Consider the following 17,755-nt stretch of genomic DNA (forward strand, 5'->3'; position numbering starts at 1 on the left):
GCCGTGGGCCCGGTGACCGCCGGTCACCGGGCCCACGGTTGCTCAGGAGGTGCCGCCGGTGACCCGGATGATCTCACCGGTGATGCTCTTGTTGACCGGCGCGGACAGGAAGACGATCGCGTCGGCCACGTGCTTGCAGGACGGCAGGGCGCCGGTGGGCAGCCGGTCCGTCTGCTCCTTCATCAGCGGCTCGGGGATGTCGAAGGCGAGCTCCTTGCCGTCGATCACCCAGCCCGGCATGACGACGTTGGCCACGACCCCGTCCCGGCCGGCCTCCCAGGCGATCGTGCGGGTGGCCCCGTAGAGCGCGGACTTCGCCGCGACGTAGGGCACCGAACCGACCATGCCCCGCTCCACCAGGGAGGTGGAGAGGTTGACGATGCGACCGACGCCGCTGGCGCGCAGGGCCGGCATCGCCGCCCGGAGCACGCGCAGCGTGCCGGCCAGGTTCGCCTCGATCAGGTGTTCCCAGTCGGAGTTGTCCTTCTCGAAGGCGGAGACACGCTCGGTGGGGTTGTGGTCGGCCCAGCGCACCGCGTTGTTGACCAGCACGTCCAGGCCGCCCCAGTGGCCGACGACCTCCTCGACCAGACGGGCGCCAGCGTTCGGCTCCTCCAGGTCGAACTGCGTGATGTACGCCTGACCGCCTGCCTGGCGTACATCCTCGGCGACCTTCTCGGCCGCGTCCTTGCGACTCTGGTAGGTCAACGCCACCCGGGCGCCCTCGCGCCCGAAGGCGACCGCGGTGGCCGCCCCGATGTTGGACGATCCGCCGGTGACCAGCACCGCGCGATCGCGCAGCCCAAGATCCATGTGTTCCTCCTCGACGAAGATACTTTCCCGGCTAATGTATCGGATCGGATGCGCGTCGCGCGCCCCTCGTCGTCGGGTGTCCCCGCCGGCGCGCCGCGCGGGCCGCCGGCCACCGGTCGGCCGTGCCGGCGGTCGGCCGGTGGTGCCCGTCCGGGTTGGACAGAAATTGTGGAATCAATTTCCCGCGTGCTTCGAAATATGATTCGAGTGGGTAGCGAATCGATTTGTCGAAGCATCTAAATCGTTGACAATGGTGAATGCGGAAAGCTAATCTTGGGCTGCGATTGCCGGCACCGGACCACCCATTGGACCGCCATCGGAAACCGGTGGGCGGCGGTGTCGACCAGCGGAGTCGGCCGGCATCAGCACGGCCGGTTCCCCGGCGCGTCGTCTGCGCCGGCGCCGTCTTTTCGTCCACTAGCCGCCCCGCCGATCGTGCTGACAACACACGACGGCCGGCGGTGCCTGCACGCCCGGGAAGGACCGACATGACCAGCATCGAATCCGTGGCCGACGGCGCGAGCACGGCAGTGCCGCTGCACCGTCGTCCCACCGATCGGCCCATCGGGTTCGCCCGGCTCGCCGACGCCCCGGTCGACCGCCGGCGCGGCGGTGTGCTCCGGCTGTTGCTCAGCCCCCGGACCGTGGGCAGCACCTCCGGTTTCCTGGGGGTCGCCACATTGGAGCCGGGTGAATGGATCGCCGAGCACTACCACCCCTATTCCGAGGAGTTCCTCTACGTCGTCAGCGGTGACCTCCAGGTCGACCTCGACGGCGAGCCGCACCCGATGCGCGCCGAGGAGGCACTGCTGGTGCCGCCGGGCACCCGCCACCGCCTGCGCAACCCGGGCACGACGACCACCACCGTCGTGTACCACCTCGGCCCGCTGGCGCCCCGCCCCGAGCTGGGCCACGTGGACACCGAGGCGGGCCCCACGGGTGGTCGGGCGTGACCCGCCGCGTCGCGGTCACCGGGCTCGGCGTGGTCGCGCCCGGGGGGATCGGCAAGAAGGCGTTCTGGTCCCTGCTCACCTCCGGCCGCACCGCCACCCGCCCCATCAGCCTCTTCAACGCCACGAACTTCCGGTCCCGCATCGCCGCCGAGTGCGACTTCGAGCCGGCGGCCGAGGGGCTCACCCCCACCGAGATCCGTCGGCTCGACCGGCACATCCAGTTCGCCCTCGTCGCCGCCCGCGAGGCCGCGGCGGACGCCGGCCTGGCGGTGACCGAGGAGTCGGCCGGGCGGGTCGGGGTCACCATGGGCTCCGCCGTGGGTTCGACCATGCGGCTGGAGGACGAGTACGTGGTGGCCTCCGACGGCGGTCGCAACTGGCTGGTGGACGCCGGGCACGTCCAGCCCTTCCTCTACCACGCGCTGATCCCCAGCAGCCTGTCTGCGGAGGTCGCCGCGGACGTGGGTGCGGCCGGGCCGGTGCTGACTGTGTCGACCGGCTGCACGTCCGGGCTCGACTCCGTCGGGTACGCCTTCCAACTCATCGAGGACGGCAACGCCGACGTCGTCGTCGCGGGCGCGTCGGACGCCCCGATCTCACCGATCTCGGTGGCCTGCTTCGACGCGATCCGGGCGACCAGCTCGCGCAACGACGACCCGGAGCACGCCTCCCGGCCGTTCGACGCTGACCGGGACGGCTTCGTCCTCGCCGAGGGCGCGGCGGTGCTGGTGCTGGAGGAGCTCGGGCGGGCCCGGGCGCGGGGCGCTCACATCTACTGCGAGGTGGGCGGCTTCGCCACGCGTGGCAACGCGTACCACATGACGGGACTCACCCGGGAGGGGATCGAGATGTCGGTCGCCATCGACGAGGCGCTGCGCCAGGCGCGCGTCGACCCGACCGGCATCGGCTACGCCAACGCCCACGGTTCGGGCACCAGGCAGAACGACCGTCACGAGACCGCGGCGCTCAAGCGCAGCCTGGGCGCCCACGCCTACCGGACCCCGACGAGCTCCATCAAGTCCATGGTGGGACACAGCCTCGGGGCGATCGGCGCGATCGAGCTGGTGGCCTGCGTCCTCGGCATGGAACACGGGGTGCTGCCGCCGACGGCGAACTACGCGACCCCGGACCCGGAGTGCGACCTCGACTATATCCCCAACGTGGCGCGCGAGCGCGCGGTCGACGCTGTGCTCAGTGTGGGCAGCGGCTTCGGTGGGTTCCAGTCGGCGGTCGTGCTCGACCGGCTGGGAAGGCGTAGCCGATGAGCGCCACGACGGTCGTCACCGGGATCGGCGCGCTCGCCGCCACCGGTACCGGCACGGAGGAACTGTGGCGCGCGGTACGCGAGGGGCGCCAGGGCATCGGACCCATCACCCGGTTCGACCCCAGCGGGTACCCGGTGCGCCTGGCCGGCGAGATCGCCGACTTCGACCCGGCCCGCTGGGTGGACAGCCGGGTCGTGGTCCAGACGGACCTGTGGACGCACTTCGCACTCGCGGCCACGTCGATGGCGCTGGAGGACGCCGGGCTCGACCCGGCCGCGCTCGACGACCCGTACTCGGTCGGCGTCACGACGGCGTCGTCGTCCGGCGGCAACCTTTTCGGCCAACGGGAGATCCACGCCCTGTGGTCGAAGGGGCCCCGGCACGTCGGGCCGTACCAGTCGATCGCCTGGTTCTACGCCGCCTGCACCGGGCAGATGTCCATCGCCCACGGCATCAAGGGGCCGTGCGGCGTCGTGTCCACCGAGTCCGCCGGCGGGCTGGACGCGCTCGCGCACAGCCGGCGGGCCGTGCGCCGGGGGACCGCGGCGATGGTGACCGGCGGCACCGAGGCGCCGGTCGGCCCGTACGTGCTGGTCTGTCAGCTCACCGGGGGCCTGCTCAGCCGGGTTGCCGACCCGGCGGTGGCCTACCTGCCGTTCACCCCCGCCGCGGCGGGTTATCTGCCCGGCGAGGGGGGAGCGGTGGTCGTGCTCGAGGACGCGCGGCACGCGCGCGACCGCGGCGCGGAGCCGGTGGCCGTGGTGTCCGGATGGGGCTCGACCTTCGCCGGCCGGGTGCCTGCGGGCGCCGACGACCGGCAGGGCTGGGCCCGCACCGCCGCGCCGCTGGCCCGGGCCGTCACCGTCGCCCTCGACGACGCCCGGCTGGACCCCACGGACGTGGATCTGGTCTTCGCCGACGCGATCGGTCTGCCGGAGGCCGACGCCGCCGAGGCCGAGGCGCTGTACCGCGCGCTCGGCCCGCGGGCGGCGACCGTGCCGGTGGTCGCTCCGAAGACCGGCTTCGGCCGGCTGTACGCGGGCAGCGCCGCCCTCGACTCCGCCCTGGCCGCGCTGGCCCTGCGCGACGGTGTCGCGCCGACCGCGCCCGGCCTGCCCCGGCCCGACCCGGCGCTGGGCTTGGACGTGGTGACCGGTGACTCACGGTCCGTCGCCGCCCGCCACGCGCTGGTGCTGGCCCGGGGAGTGGGCGGCTTCGCCTCAGCCCTGGTGCTCAGCCGCCCCTGAGACGCAACCCAACTTCACCGACGTCAAGGAGACGACATGTCCGACAAGCAACTGCACCTCGACGACCTGGCCGAGATGGTCACGCGGTGCGCCGGTGTCCCCGTCACCCCGGCCGTGCTCGCCGCCGACCCGGCCTTCGCCGAGCTGGGCGTCGACTCGCTCGGCGTGCTGGGGGTCGTGGCCGAGGTCGAGAACCGGCTGGCGGTCTCCCTGCCCGACGGGGCCGATGGCCTGGACCGGCCGTCGGACCTGATCAGCCTGGTCAACGACCGACTCGCGCGGAGCGCCTGAGATGGCGGCGCACACCGAAAACGAGATCGTCATCGACGCCCCGTACGAGCTGGTCTGGTCGATGACCAACGACGTCGCGCGCTGGCCGGACCTGTTCAACGAGTACGCCGCAGCCGACATCCTGCACCACGACGGGGAGTACGTGCGGTTCCGGTTGACCATGAACCCGGACGAGCAGGGGCGGGTCTGGTCGTGGGTGTCCGAGCGGCTCACCGATCCGGCCCGGGGCGTGGCGCTCGCGCACCGGGTCGAGAAGGGACCCTTCGAGTACATGTTCATCCGGTGGTCGTACGAACGGACGCCGGCCGGGGTACGGATGCACTGGACGCAGGATTTCGCGATGGCGCCGGGCGCACCGGTCGACGACGCGACGATGGCCGCGAACATCAACACCAACTCGATGCGTCAGCTGGCGCTCATCCGGGACCGCGTCGAGGCGGCGGCCCGGCCGCACCCGGCGGAGGTCACCCGGTGACCGCCGTCGAGTCGGGGCCCGTCCGCACGGCGGACCCGGTGGACGCGCGGGTGCTGCTGGAGCGGGCCCGCGACATCGGCGCCGAGACGGCCGGCCGGGGCGCGGAGATCGAGGCCGCCGGCACGCTCCCCACCGACCTGGTGGAGCGGCTGCGGGCCGCCCGCCTGTTCGCCATGGGACTGCCGCGCGACCTCGGTGGTGTGCAGGCGCCGCTGACCACCATCGTGGAGGTGATCGCCGAACTCGCCCGGGCCGATGCCTCCACCGCCTGGGCGACGCTCGTCGGCAACACCTCCGTGTTCCTGTCCTGGCTAGAACCGGACGCCGCCCGTGCCGCCACCGCCGGCGGCCGGGACCCGATCGTCGCCGGCTCGATGGCACCCACCGGCCGCGGGGAGCCGGTCGGGGACGGGTTCCGGGTCAACGGGCGCTGGGCGTTCGTCAGCGGGTCCCGGCACGCCGACTGGTACATGGGTGGGATGACGGTCGTCGACCAGCGGCGCTCGGGCCCGCCCGAGCTGCGTACCGCCTTTTTCCGGCCGGCGGACGTCACCGTCGATCCCACCTGGGACGTCATCGGCCTGTGCGGCACGGGCAGCAACGACGTGGTGGTCTCGGACACGGTGGTGCCGGCCCGGCACACGGCCGCTCCGCACACGGGGCCCGCCTCGTTCGACACCCCCCTGACCCGGCTCACGCCGTACAACATCCTGATGGTGTTGTTCGCCGGTGTGCCGCTGGGTGTCGCCCGCCGCGCCCTGGACGAGCTGACCGGGCTCGCCGCCACCAAGCGGCGGGCCGGCTCGACGGAGCGGCTCCTCGACGATCCGGCGGTCGGGGACTTCGTCATCGGCGCGGAGCCGGCCCTGCGGGCGGCCCGGCTGGTGGTGTTGGACGTCCTGCACCGGACGGAGGCGCGGCTGGGCGCCGGCGCCGAGCTCGACCCGACCGAGCGGGCGCAGGTGGCGGCGGCCGGCATGCACGCGATGCGGGTCGGCTGGGAGGTGACGCTTGGGGCGTCCCGGTTGGCCGGCACCGGCGCGACCGCCCGTGACAGTGCGCTGCAACGCTTCCTCCGCGACCTGGCGGCGGCCCGGCAGCACATCGCCTTCGGGCCCGACCTGCGGGTCCGTACCGCCCGTTCGCTGCTCGGCGCGCCCAGCGCGCCGGCCCTGTTCGGCGTGTGACCGGCCGGCACCGCCCGGCCCACCCGGCCGGCCCAGACAAGGAGACGAGCATCATGAGCACATCCATCGCGTACCCGCCCGGCCGGGGCGGGGCCACCGCGCCGCGCGCCGGCGACCCGGTCGCCGCCGCGGCGGCACTGCACGACGAGCTGAACCGGCGTGCGGCCGAGGCGGAGGCGTCGCGCCAGTTACCCGACGACGTCGTGCGGAGTCTGCGCGAGGCCGGCCTGTTCTCCCTCGCGCTGCCCCGGCGCCTCGGTGGACGCGAGGCCGACCCGCGCACCATCGTCGAGGTGGTCGAGCTGCTCAGTCACGCCGATCCGGCGGCCGGCTGGAGCGTCCTGATCGGTCAGGGCGCCGGGTTCCTGGCCTGGTTGGCTCCGGAGGTGGCGGACGAGATCGTGGCCGCCACGCCGGCGCCGATCGTGGCCAGCAGCTTCGCGCCACTGCCGCCGGCCGTTCCGGCGCCCGGCGGCCACCGTCTCGCCGGCCGGTGGCCCTACTGCTCGGTCAGTCGGCACGCCGACTGGCTGATGGGTGCCTTCCTGGCCCCGGCGCCCGGCGGGCCGCCGATGCTGCGGTTCGGGTTCCTGCCGGCCAGCGACTGGACCGTGGCCGACACCTGGGACCCGGCCGGTTTGGTCGCCACCGCCAGCAACGACGTCGCGGTCGACGGCGCGTTGCTGCCCGAGCGGCGCACCGCCGATCCACGGACCGAGGCGGCGCGCGAGCCGGGCCCGCTCTACCGGCTGTCCCTGTTCACCCTGCTGCGGGTCTGCCTCGCCGGGTTCCCGCTCGGTGTCGCCCGCCGCGCGTTGGACGAGATCACCACCATCGTCACCCGCAAGTCACGCTCGGCGAGCCGGCAGCCGCTGGCCGCCGATCCGCTGGTGCAGGCGGAGCTGGCCCACGCCGAAGCGGCGTACCAGGCCGCGCGGGCCGGTGTGCTCGCTGTTCTCGACGAGCTGTGGGCGCAGGCCCAGCGCGGCGAGGCCGTCGACCCGGTCCTGCGGGCGCGGTTCGCCGCCTCCGTGCAGTTCGCCATGCGGACCGCGCTGGACGTGGTGGAGTCCAGCTTCCGCATCGCCGGCGGCGGGGTGCTCTACCGCACGGGCACCCTGCAACGCCTCTGGCGTGACCTCCAGGTGGCGGCCAGCCACGTGGTGTTCGGGCCGGACAGCGTACGCCGCACCGGCCAGGCGTTGCTCGGCCAGGACGTGCCGGTCGCGCTGCTCTAGCGCGGACGCCGGGATCCGCCGGCCGGTGCGGCGGTGGCTTCCCGGTGTGAGCGATCGGCCCCGGGACGGTCCCGGGGCCGGACGGTGCGTGCGCCGTCGGCAGGAGGAGGGACGGAAATGGACACCGGACTGGCTGAGCGGGTCGTGCTCGTGACGGGCGGGTCGTCGGGGATCGGCGCCGCCGTCGCCGAGGCCTACGGCCGGGAGGGGGCGCGGGTCGCGCTCACCTATCGCAAGGAGGAACAGGCCGCCGCGGCCGTGGCCGACCGGATCCGGTTGGCCGGGGCGGCGGCACTGACCGTGCCCATGGAGCTGGAGGACCTCGACTCGGTGACCGCGGCGGTCGCGACCGTCGAGGCGACCTGGGGGCGGGTGGACGTGCTGGTGGCGAACGCGGTCCGCTGGGGCGGCACGGCACCAGACCCCACGGTGCGGTTCGAGGACGTGCCGGTCGAGGAGTGGCGGGCGATGCTCGGTGCCAACGTTGTGGGCGCCGTCGCGGCCGTACGCGCGGTGCTGCCCGGCATGCGCACCCGGGGCTGGGGACGGATCGTGCTGATCTCCTCGGGGGTGGCCGAGGAGGGCCGGCCCGGGCCGGGCCCGTACGGGACGGCGAAGTCGGCGCTGCACGGCCTCGCCCGCGCGCTGGCCTGGGAGGGGGGCCGAGACGGGGTGCTGACCAACGTGGTGGCCCCCGGGCTGACCCCCACCGCCGACCGCCGGCCTCCGGCGGCCCTGACCGACCGGCTCGCCGCCAGCGTGCCGTCGCGGCGGCTGTCGGGCCCCGACGAGGTGGCCCGGCTCGTGGTCTTCCTCGGCTCCGGCGCCAACGGCAACGTCACCGGGGAACTGGTCCGGGACGGCTCCTCGACCGCCCGCGCGCCGTACGTCGGCGGCTGACCGCCCCCCGCACCGATGCGAGAGCCCCCGACCCGTGGTACGGGCCGGGGGCTCCGACGTGTGCGCTCAGTACCGGTAGTGCTCGGCCTTGTACGGGCCCGCCACCGGCACCCCCAGGTACGCGGCCTGCGCCGGGGTCAACTCGGTGAGCCGGATGCCCAGCGCGGACACGTGCAACCGGGCCACCTTCTCGTCGAGGTGCTTGGGCAGCATGTGCACCCCGAGCGGATACCGGTCGGCGTGGCGGAACAGCTCCAGCTGGGCGATGACCTGGTTGGTGAACGACGTGGACATGACGAACGACGGGTGGCCGGTGGCGTTGCCCAGGTTGAGTAGGCGCCCCTCGGACAGCACGAGCACCGCGTGCCCGTCGGGGAAGACCCACTCGTCCACCTGCGGCTTGACCGGTACCCGGGTGACACCGGGCTGGCGGGCGAGCCCGGCCATGTCGATCTCGTTGTCGAAGTGGCCGATGTTGCCCACCACGGCGTTGTGCTTCATCCGGGCCATGTGCGCCGCGGTGACCACCCCGACGCAGCCGGTCGCGGTGATCACGAAGTCGGCGCGGTCGAGGACCTCGTCCAGGGTGTTCACCTCGTAGCCGTCCATGGCGGCCTGCAGGGCGCAGATCGGGTCGACCTCGGTCACGACGACCCGGGCGCCCTGGCCCCGCAGGGAATCGGCGCAGCCCTTGCCTACGTCGCCGTAGCCGCACACGACGGCGAGCTTGCCGCCGATCAGGACGTCGGTGGCCCGGTTGATGCCGTCCACCAGGGAGTGCCGGCAGCCGTACCGGTTGTCGAACTTGGACTTCGTGACCGAGTCGTTGACGTTGATCGCGGGAAACCGCAGCGTGCCCTGCCGGGCCATCTCGTAGAGGCGGTGCACGCCGGTCGTCGTCTCCTCGCTGACGCCCCGGATACCGTCGGCCACCCGCTGCCACCGGTCGCCGTCGGTGGCCAGCGACCGCCGCAGCAGCGCCAGCAGGGCCACCTGTTCCTCCGGGTCGTCGTCGGCCGAATAGGGTACCGCGCCGGCGGACCCGTACCGGGCACCCAGGTGCACCAGCAGCGTGGCGTCCCCGCCGTCGTCGAGGAGCAGGTTCGGACCGGTCGCCGGTCCGCCGGCCGGGTCGGGCCAGCTCAGTGCCCGCTCGGTGCACCACCAGTACTCGTCGAGCGTCTCGCCCTTCCAGGCGTACACCGGCACGCCGGCGGGGGTGTCGACGGTGCCGTCCGGGCCGACGACCACCGCGGCGGCGGCGTGGTCCTGGGTGGAGAAGATGTTGCAGGACGCCCACCGCACCTCGGCGCCGAGCGCGACCAGGGTCTCGATCAGGACGGCGGTCTGGATCGTCATGTGCAGCGACCCGGTGATCCGCGCACCGCGCAGTGGTCGCGCCGGGCCGTACTCGTCGCGCAACGCCATCAGACCGGGCATCTCGTGTTGGGCCAGCCGGATCTCGCGGCGGCCGGCGGCGGCCAGCGACAGGTCCGCGACCCGGAAGTCGCCCTGGGCGACGGTACGGGGCGGGACGGCCAAGTCGACAGTCATGGCGTGGTCTCCTTCGTGGTCGGTGCCCGTTCGGCGCGGGCGGTACGGATGTCGGCGGCGGCGGCCCCGCCGTACGCCCCGGCGAGCCGGTCGAGGAACCCGTCCGGGTCCCAGCGGTACTCCTGGGCGCCCGGGTGTTCGAGCACCACGGCGGCGAGGCCGCAGCCGACCTGCGCGGCACGCTCGTCGCCCAGACCCCAGGACAGTCCGGCCAGGAAGCCGGCCCGGAAGGCGTCCCCGCCACCGGTGGGGTCGACCACCACCGTGCCGGCGACGCTGGGTACGTGCAGGGTGGGGCGCCCGGGGCGCTCGACGCGTACCCCGTCGGGGCCGTCGGTGGTCACCCAGCCGGCGACCCGGCGGGACACCTCGTGCGCCGCCCAGCCGCTCTTCTCCAGGAGCAGGCTGCGTTCGTACTCGTTGGAGAACAGCAGGTGCGCGCCCTCGACGAGTTCCCGGATGTCGTCGCGGCCGAGGGTGGCGAGCTGCTGGGACGGGTCCGCCGCGAAGCGGTACCCGTGGCGGCGGCACTCGCGGGTGTGCCGCAGCATGGCGTCCGGGTCGTCGGGGCTGATCAGCACGAGGTCGACCGGCCCATACGCGTCGACCAGCGCGGGCAACGCGATCTGAGCCGCCTCGGTCATCGCGCCGGGGTAGAAGGTGGCCAGCTGGTTGCCGGCGAGGTCGCTGGTGCACAGGAATCGGGCGGTGTGTCGGCTGGTCGAGGTGTGCAGGGCCCGCAGGTCGACGTCGTTGTCGGCGAGCCAGGAGCGGTAGTCGCCGAAGTCGAGGCCGACGGCGCCGACGGGGATCGCGTGGACACCGAGCCGGCGCAGGCCCAGCGCGATGTTGGCGGCCACGCCGCCCCGGCGGATCGTCATGCTGTCGGCGAGGAGCGAGAGGGAGATCCGTTCGGCCTGGTCGCGAATGATCTGGTCGGCGATCAGCCCGGGAAAGGTCAACAGGTGGTCGAAGGCCAGCGAGCCGGTGACCATGATGCGCATGAGGGCACTCCTGGGGAGGATGCGGGTTCAGGACCGCGGCGAGGGTGTCCGGTCGGAGCGCGGCTGCTTGATCGCCGGCGGGTAGACGCTGGGCACCTCGGGGGCACCGGCGGACCGCCCGACCTCGATCAGGCCGAGCCAGAGGTGACGGCCGACGAGGCGAGCCACGCGACGCAGCCGTGCGCCCAGTGACGGGGTCGCCGCCATCTCAGACGCCCACCATCTGTCGCAGCTTGGCCGCCCGGTCGGTGGCCTCCCAGGTGCGCTCCGGCGTCTCCCAGCCGAAGTGTCCGTACGCGGCGGTGTCGGCGTAGATCGGCCGCAGCAGGTCCAGGTCCCGGATGATCGCGGCCGGGCGCAGGTCGAAGACCTCGTCGACGGCGGCGGTGATCCGGTCCACCGGCACGGTGTTGGTGCCGTGGCACTCGACGGCGAGGCTGACCGGCCGTGCCTTGCCGATCGCGTACGCCACCTGCAACTCGCACCGGCTGGCCAGGCCCGCGGCGACGACGTTCTTGGCCACCCAGCGCAGCGCGTACGCCGCCGAGCGGTCGACCTTCGACGGGTCCTTGCCAGAGAAGGCGCCGCCGCCGTGGCGGGCCATCCCGCCGTAGGTGTCGACGATGATCTTTCGGCCGGTCAGCCCGGCGTCGCCCATCGGCCCGCCGATCTCGAAGCGGCCGGTCGGGTTGACAAGCAACCGGTAGTCCCGGGTGTCCAGGTCCAGGGTCGCCAGGACGGGGTCGACCACGTGCTCCCGGATGTCGGGTGCCAGCATGCCGTCCAGGTCGATGCCGGCCGCGTGTTGGGTGGAGATGACGATGGTGTCCAGCCGGACCGGGCGGTTGCCGTCGTACTCCACGGTCACCTGGGTCTTGCCGTCCGGTCGCAGGTACGGCACGGCGCCGTCGCGGCGGACGTCGGTCAGCCGGCGGGCGAGCCGGTGTGCGGCGGCGATCGGCAGCGGCATCAGCTCCGGCGTTTCGGCGCAGGCGTAACCGAACATCAGCCCCTGGTCACCGGCACCCTGCCGGTCGGCGTCGTCCAGCAGGTCACCCTCGCGGGCCTCCAGGGCTAGGTCGACACCCTGGGCGATGTGCGGTGACTGCACGTCGAGCGAGACCGAGACGCCACAGGAGGCGCCGTCGAAGCCCTTGGCGGACGAGTCGTACCCGATGGCGAGAATGCGTTCCCGGACGAGCGCGGCCACGTCGACGCGGGCGCGGCTGCTCACCTCGCCGGCCACGTGGACCTGTCCAGTCGTGACGAGTGTCTCCACGGCGACCCGGCTGGCCGGGTCTGCGGCCAGCATGGCGTCGAGCAGGACGTCGCTGATCTGGTCGGCGATCTTGTCGGGATGCCCTTCCGTCACCGACTCGGATGTGAACAGGTGTTGACCCACTGGTCCCCCTCGGAGCGTGATGGCACGGGTCGGCGGGTGGTCGGGCGGCGGTGCCGTCGGAACCGGCGGGGTGCCTCGTTGCGCCCCGGGGTCGGCCGGTCTGGTCCGCGCCGGGCGGGTGCCGCCGGCACCCGCCCGCCCTGCGCCGGTACACAATTGGACGGTCGTGCGCGGTTCTTTGATCGCCGCAGCATATTCGCGAACGACGATTAAGTAAAGGCGCTCGACGGTACGATCGGTCGAATCGCTGCTCTGCGGTATTACGAGCCGCATCGTTCTGGATAACGTCGTGCCAAAGCCCGGATGAGGCACTTACGCGGGCCCGCTCCGGTGCGTTATCTTCGACCTCGGAAGCGACCCGTCTGCCCTATGAGCTGCGCGGGATGGGGCGCCGTTCCGACCGTTGCGTCCCGCAGGTGCCCTGCGAGACGCTGTCGGCGCCGGGGGAGGAAACGTGTGCCACTATTTTTCCCGAACGTCGTCCGACCTTTTTGATAATTGTTCTACGGTCCCGTCTCGTATCTGTTCGGCGCCTCGCCGGTGACGTCGGATCGTCGATGGGAATGGTCGCAGTCGGCCGACGCCGACGTCGAGGAGAGGAACCAGGCCGTGACCGAACGCCCTGTCCGCATCGCTGTCATCTACTACAGTTCCTCGGGCACCGTGCGACACCTGGCAGAGGGGGTGGCCGACGGTGCCCGGCAGGCCGGTGCCGAGGTGCGGGTGCGCCAGGTGCCCGGCTTCGACCCGGACACCGAGCCGCTGGACGCGTCGCCGCCCAGCAACGGCGACCTCGCGTGGGCCGACGGCATCGCCCTGGGCACCCCGGCCCGGTTCGGCAACGTCGCGGCCGAACTCAAGCGCTTCATCGACGGCACGCACCCGCTGTGGGCCGAGGGCGGTCTGACCGACAAGGCTGTCACCGGTTTCACCGCCGCCGCCTCCACGCACGGTGGCCAGGAGGCCACTCTGCTGGCCCTCTACCAGTCGGTCTACCACTGGGGTGGGCTCATCGTCTCGGCCGGCTACGTCGACCCCGTGCAGCGGGCGGCGGGCGGCAACCCGTACGGCGCTTCGGCGCGCAGCAACCGCCTGGGGGAGGTGGACACGGACACGGTTGGTGCCGCCCGGGTCCTCGGCGGCCGGCTCGCCTCGGTGGCGGGTCGACTCCGTCTCGTGCCCGTGCCGATCGGCTGACCCGGCCGGGCTGGTCGCCCGGCCGGCCCGGCAGCACCCGCGTCCTACGTGAGGAGTCCGATGCCCAGAATCGCGTTCGTCCTTCGCCGCCGTGCCACCGACCCGTCGGTCGCGATCCCGCCGCCCGCCGCCCCGCTGCCGCCGCGCGCCGGAATCGACCAGGGCGTCTGGTACGCCTTCCACGACCTGCTCATCGACATGGTGGACCGCGACGGCCCGCCCGCCGCCGACGCCCCGCCGGACCTCGACGGCGAGGTGGACGCCCTGCGGACCGCGCTCGCCGGCCTGGCCGTCCCCTACGGCGAGGGCGCGGCGGGGACCGTGGCCCACGAGTTCTACCGCTACCAGTCCGCCGAGCGCTCCGCAGGCCGGCACCGCAGTCTCATCGTTGCCCGGGTGGCCGAGGGCGCGGAGGAGAAGGTCGCGGACTTGTTCGCCGAGTCCGACGCCGGCGAGCTACCCGCTCTCGTCACCGTGACCAGTCGCAGCCTGCTGCGGGTGGGATCGCTGTACCTGCACTACATCGAGGCCGAGCAGCCGGTGGGACCACTGGTCGCGCGGCACCGGGACCACCCGGAGTTCCGCTCGGTCAACGAGGGGCTGGCCGAGTACGTCGCCCCGTACGATCCGTCGACCTGGCGCGGGCCGGCCGACGCGATGGCGCGGGAGCTGCGCCACTGACGCCGTACCGGCGCTGTCACGTCATGCCCGTGCCCCGACCGACGTCGGTCGGGGCGCGGGCGGGTGCAGCGGCGGGCCTCAGGCGCCGGCTGCCTCCGGGGCCGACGGGCCCGCGCCCGGCCCGGGCGCCGACGCGGAGCGCCGGGGTGCGGCGAGCAGGGCGAGGACGGTCAGCGCGGCGGCGACCGCCCCGACCGCGTAGGCGGGCGTGGTGCGGGCGATATCGGTGTCGACCAGTTGCCAGGCCAGCGCGCTGGCCGCCGGACCGACCGCGAAGCCCAGGTTGAGCACGAGGGCGGAGAGCGCACCGGCGGTGGCACCGAGCTGCGGCGGTGTGGAGGTCATCACCGCGGTCTGGGTCGAGCTGGCGATCAGGCCGGTGCCCGCCCCGACCAGGGCGAGCCGCCAGGCCACGTCCCCCACGCCCCACGTCGGACCGGCGGGCAGCATCAGCACGGCGCCGGCCAGCAGGAGGAGCGCGCCGAGCACCGCCATCGGATGGGCGCCCCAGCGGTCGGTAAGTGTCCCGCCCAGCGGCGCGAACACCACCATGCCGGCGGACAACGCCAGGATGGTGAACCCGGTGACGCTGGTGGAGGCGCCGATGCCCCTGGTCAGCAGGAACGGGGTGAGGAACGTGAGCACGCCGTTCAGCGTCGCCGCGAAGAACAGGCCGAGCATCCACCGGTTGACCATCCGGTTGCGCAGCAGTTGCACCACCGGCCGGGCGTCGCGGCGGCGCAGCCAGAGCGCCCCGGCCACGACGGAGGCCACCAGCAGCACCGCGCCCACCGCGAGACCGGCGCCGAGCCGACCGAACTCCTGCAAGCCCAGCACGAGCGCGGCACCGGCGATGCCGAGCAGCGCGGCGTCGACCAGCCAGCGAGCCCGCGGCGGCCGTAGCCGGGCGTCGGAGGCGGGCACCGCGGTCCACGCGAGCCAGCCGGCGACCAGGCAGACCGGCACGTTGATCAGGAAGACCCACTGCCAACCGGCCCAGTCGATCAGCAGACCGCCGCCGGCCGGGCCGATGGCGCCACCCAACGGGCCGAGGGACGCGGCCACGCCCATCGCGCGGCCCATCGTCGCCGGGCGCACCGAGATCGCGATCGTCGCGAGCACCAGCGCGGAGATGAGCGCGCCGAAGAGCGCCTGCACGACCCGCGCGGCAACCATCATCTCCAGGGACCGGGAGGTGGCCACCAGGATGCTCGCGAGGCCGAAGCCGGCCACCGCGAGCACGAACGCCTTCCGCTTGTCGACACCGTCGCCCCACCGCCCGGCGGGGAGGATGAAGGCCACCATGGGCAGCGCGTAGGCCAGGATCACCCACTGCATCGCCGACGGGGACGCGTCGAACTGCCGGCCCAGCGTCGGCAGGGCGACGCCCACCACGTTGAGGTCGACGGCCGTGATGAACACGGCGAGCCCGCACGCGACCACGGCGCCCCACCGGTCGCGGGGCTCCGGAGCGGCGGCGGTGGGCCCGTTGACCGCCGCGGAGGCCGTCATGCCGCGGCCTGCCGTCCGGCCACGAAGTGCCCGGCGGCGGTGGCCAGGCGGGCGCCGTACGCGCGCGCGGCGTCCAGCTCGTCGTCGCGCGGCGCCACCTGCCCGTAGCGGGCGTAGGCGGAGACGCCGTACGGGTTGCCGGCGCCCCGCAGGGTCTCTCCGGCGTACCCGGGCGGCACGATGATGGCCGCCCAGTGGTGGAAGGTGTGGGTGAGCGCCAACAGGGTGCTCTCGTGCCCACCGTGCACGGTGCTGGCGCTGGTGAAGCCACCGACGCACTTGTCGACCAGCTCGTCGCCGAACCAGAGGCCGCCGGCCTTCTCCAGGAAGGCCGAGATCGGGGTGGCGAGGTTGCCGAAGCGAGTCGGGCAGCCGATGGCGATGGCGTCGGCCCACCGCAGGTCGTCCGGCGTGGGCGGGGGCAGGTGGTCGGTCTCGGCGAGGTTGGCCTGCCAGTCGGGGCGGGTGGCGATCGCCTCGGGCGGCGCGGTCTCGGGAGCGCGCAGCAACCGCACCTCCGCCCCCACCTTCTCGGCCCCGTCCACCATGGCCTCGGCGAGCCGGCGCACCGTGCCCGAGGCGCTGTAGTAGACGACGGCGACCTTGACCTGGGTTGCGAGCGGCACAGTAGCTCCTTACTGATCGCTTTGTTTAGCCGGCTTAGCTTATCGGCCGTATCGGGCATCATCAACGCGGCCGACCCGGTTGGTTCGCGCGGTGTCGGACACGTGCCGGGCCGTGGGCTGGGCGGTCGCCGAGCACCTGCGCACCGATCTGACCGACGCCGCCCGCACCGATGCCCTCGTGCGGCGCCGCCCGCCGGCCGGGCTGGTGTTCCACTGCGACCGCGGCTGTCAACTTAGGTTCAAGGAGTCGTCGCAACACCGGCTCGTTGCAGCGACCTTAGGTGGGAACTCCTCGAAGATCTGTCCAGCAAGCAGCCGTTGGCGACGAACGTACGGAAGTATCTGCTCTCGGGTGGCTTCAGGCCGGAAACACCGTTAGCGAGACAGCCCTGCCGACTCGGCGAGCTGGGGGCCTGGGCGGTGGTGTTGTCCGGCATCGGGCTCTCGACGATGACGGCAGAGGCGCCAGGGTGGGGCTCGCCGATGACCTCGGGCTTCTTCGCGGCGAGTTGGTCGCGGCGTTCGCCGACGGGGTCTCGGGCGATGGTGACCACCAGGCTGGTGCGGTGTCCAGGGGGTCGGCTACTCAGTGAACGAGCTGCCCCAGTCGGAGCCGGCCTGGCTGGACAACATCGGCATAGGTCCCGAAGCAGGCCGCACGCCCTAGCCCGGCCACCGGGATGCGGTAGTGCCGGGCCAGGGCGCTCAGCACCGAGAGGTCGGCCGGCAGTTCGGCCTGGGAGAGCCCGGGAATGACGCACCTCGGAGTGGGCAGGACCACCCGGAGCACGACATCGCCCAGGCGTAGTTCCTGCCCCGGTTCGGGGTCACGCGGTGCGTCGATGACCAGGTTCGGGCGAAACCGCTCTGCGTCCACACTGATACCTCCCATGCGCTCACCCAGCAAAGACAGCGCACCAGTGGTCACAATATGAACGGCGCCGAAGTCGACGAACCGGCCGACCCGCTCCGCGCCCGCGATCGCCGTGATCGTTTCCTGACCGGGCCGGGCACCGCCCATCCAATCCGGCACCATGCCGACCTCATCAGGCAACGTCCGGTGCAGCCTGGCGTTGGGCGGCAGCTCCCGGCTGAGCCGCACCGGCCGGCCCAGGTGCTTGCTGAGTGTCGAATCTGCCGCGGCGCTTCCGGCTCGCAGCGACGTGCCGTCGACATGCAGCGTCAACGTCGTCTCCGGGCCGTCATCCCGCATTGTCGTACCGACAGCGAACAGGCGACCCCATCGTCGGGGGTGTTTGGCACTGCCGACTGTCCCATCCAGGCAGTCGATGCAGGCCCACGTCCGATCGCCGCGCAGACCGGTCGACTCGACATCAGCCGCCTTGAGAGCCTCACCCCGGGCGCTCTTGAGCGGGTAACGCCGGAGGGCGACAACCGTCTGCATGACGA

At 73.0% G+C, this 17,755-nt stretch carries 18 protein-coding genes; 10 read left to right on the top strand and 8 right to left on the bottom strand.

Annotated features, from left to right (window positions below):
* Window positions 1-42: 42 nt before the first annotated feature.
* On the bottom strand, window positions 43-813 hold the full coding sequence (locus AB0B14_RS27860) for an SDR family oxidoreductase (protein ID WP_357077307.1): 771 nt from the start codon (window positions 811-813) through the stop codon (window positions 43-45).
* Between the two features lie 488 nt (window positions 814-1,301).
* On the opposite strand from AB0B14_RS27860, the gene AB0B14_RS27865 reads away from it, so the two are divergent.
* From AB0B14_RS27865 to AB0B14_RS27900, 8 genes are all read left to right on the top strand, one after another.
* Window positions 1,302-1,766 carry a cupin domain-containing protein gene (locus AB0B14_RS27865; protein WP_357525008.1) on the top strand — a complete coding sequence of 155 codons (465 nt, stop codon included), beginning with the start codon at window positions 1,302-1,304 and terminating at the stop codon, window positions 1,764-1,766.
* A complete protein-coding gene (locus AB0B14_RS27870) occupies window positions 1,763-3,031 on the top strand; it encodes a beta-ketoacyl-[acyl-carrier-protein] synthase family protein (RefSeq protein WP_357525010.1) in 1,269 nt (422 codons plus the stop codon). Before AB0B14_RS27865 ends, AB0B14_RS27870 begins: the two co-directional genes overlap by 4 nt.
* Window positions 3,028-4,278 (top strand): beta-ketoacyl synthase N-terminal-like domain-containing protein, encoded by a 1,251-nt coding sequence (locus AB0B14_RS27875; RefSeq protein WP_357525012.1) that lies wholly within the window; start codon window positions 3,028-3,030, stop codon window positions 4,276-4,278. Before AB0B14_RS27870 ends, AB0B14_RS27875 begins: the two co-directional genes overlap by 4 nt.
* Window positions 4,279-4,314: 36 nt before the next feature.
* Window positions 4,315-4,569 carry a phosphopantetheine-binding protein gene (locus AB0B14_RS27880; protein ID WP_357077294.1) on the top strand — a complete coding sequence of 85 codons (255 nt, stop codon included), beginning with the start codon at window positions 4,315-4,317 and terminating at the stop codon, window positions 4,567-4,569.
* Window position 4,570: 1 nt separating this feature from the next.
* Entirely contained in the window at window positions 4,571-5,044 is a 474-nt protein-coding gene (locus AB0B14_RS27885; RefSeq protein ID WP_357525014.1) for an SRPBCC family protein, read from the top strand.
* Window positions 5,041-6,231 (top strand): acyl-CoA dehydrogenase family protein, encoded by a 1,191-nt coding sequence (locus tag AB0B14_RS27890; protein WP_357525016.1) that lies wholly within the window; start codon window positions 5,041-5,043, stop codon window positions 6,229-6,231. The genes AB0B14_RS27885 and AB0B14_RS27890 overlap by 4 nt, the downstream gene beginning before the upstream one ends.
* A gap of 53 nt (window positions 6,232-6,284) precedes the next feature.
* Window positions 6,285-7,469, top strand: a complete 1,185-nt coding sequence (locus AB0B14_RS27895) for an acyl-CoA dehydrogenase family protein (protein WP_357525018.1) — start codon at window positions 6,285-6,287, stop codon at window positions 7,467-7,469.
* 117 nt (window positions 7,470-7,586) lie between these two features.
* Window positions 7,587-8,369 carry an SDR family oxidoreductase gene (locus AB0B14_RS27900; protein ID WP_357077281.1) on the top strand — a complete coding sequence of 261 codons (783 nt, stop codon included), beginning with the start codon at window positions 7,587-7,589 and terminating at the stop codon, window positions 8,367-8,369.
* Window positions 8,370-8,435: 66 nt separating this feature from the next.
* On the opposite strand, the gene ahcY is transcribed toward AB0B14_RS27900, so the two are convergent.
* Genes ahcY through metK form a run of 4 tightly spaced genes read right to left on the bottom strand, consistent with a single transcriptional unit; the run spans window position 8,436 to window position 12,329 of the window.
* Entirely contained in the window at window positions 8,436-9,923 is a 1,488-nt protein-coding gene (ahcY, locus tag AB0B14_RS27905) for an adenosylhomocysteinase (RefSeq protein ID WP_357077278.1), read from the bottom strand.
* Complete coding sequence (locus tag AB0B14_RS27910; RefSeq protein WP_357077275.1) at window positions 9,920-10,927, bottom strand: carbohydrate kinase family protein; 1,008 nt, start codon at window positions 10,925-10,927, stop codon at window positions 9,920-9,922. Before AB0B14_RS27910 ends, ahcY begins: the two co-directional genes overlap by 4 nt.
* A gap of 27 nt (window positions 10,928-10,954) precedes the next feature.
* A complete protein-coding gene (locus AB0B14_RS27915; RefSeq protein ID WP_357077272.1) occupies window positions 10,955-11,134 on the bottom strand; it encodes a hypothetical protein in 180 nt (59 codons plus the stop codon).
* Window position 11,135: 1 nt separating this feature from the next.
* A complete protein-coding gene (gene metK / locus AB0B14_RS27920) occupies window positions 11,136-12,329 on the bottom strand; it encodes a methionine adenosyltransferase (RefSeq protein WP_357077269.1) in 1,194 nt (397 codons plus the stop codon).
* Between the two features lie 609 nt (window positions 12,330-12,938).
* Between metK and AB0B14_RS27925 the strand changes: the two genes are divergently transcribed.
* The gene (locus AB0B14_RS27925; protein WP_357077266.1) at window positions 12,939-13,526 is read left to right on the top strand and encodes an NAD(P)H-dependent oxidoreductase; all 588 of its coding nucleotides are present in this window, start codon (window positions 12,939-12,941) and stop codon (window positions 13,524-13,526) included.
* Between the two features lie 321 nt (window positions 13,527-13,847).
* Complete coding sequence (locus AB0B14_RS27930; RefSeq protein ID WP_357525071.1) at window positions 13,848-14,207, top strand: TcmI family type II polyketide cyclase; 360 nt, start codon at window positions 13,848-13,850, stop codon at window positions 14,205-14,207.
* A 78-nt stretch (window positions 14,208-14,285) separates the two neighbouring features.
* Here the strand turns inward: AB0B14_RS27930 and AB0B14_RS27935 are convergent, their stop codons facing one another.
* The 3 genes from AB0B14_RS27935 to AB0B14_RS27945 all read right to left on the bottom strand — a co-directional run bounded on the left by AB0B14_RS27935 (window position 14,286) and on the right by AB0B14_RS27945 (window position 17,750).
* Window positions 14,286-15,719, bottom strand: a complete 1,434-nt coding sequence (locus AB0B14_RS27935) for an MFS transporter (protein WP_357525021.1) — start codon at window positions 15,717-15,719, stop codon at window positions 14,286-14,288.
* Window positions 15,716-16,345, bottom strand: a complete 630-nt coding sequence (gene wrbA, locus AB0B14_RS27940; RefSeq protein ID WP_357077259.1) for an NAD(P)H:quinone oxidoreductase type IV — start codon at window positions 16,343-16,345, stop codon at window positions 15,716-15,718. The genes AB0B14_RS27935 and wrbA overlap by 4 nt, the downstream gene beginning before the upstream one ends.
* A 586-nt stretch (window positions 16,346-16,931) precedes the next feature.
* Window positions 16,932-17,750 carry an MOSC N-terminal beta barrel domain-containing protein gene (locus AB0B14_RS27945; RefSeq protein ID WP_357525023.1) on the bottom strand — a complete coding sequence of 273 codons (819 nt, stop codon included), beginning with the start codon at window positions 17,748-17,750 and terminating at the stop codon, window positions 16,932-16,934.
* Between the last annotated feature and the right edge of the window lie 5 nt (window positions 17,751-17,755).

It is taken from the genome of Micromonospora sp. NPDC049171 (assembly GCF_040648275.1).
Taxonomy (GTDB): domain Bacteria; phylum Actinomycetota; class Actinomycetes; order Mycobacteriales; family Micromonosporaceae; genus Micromonospora.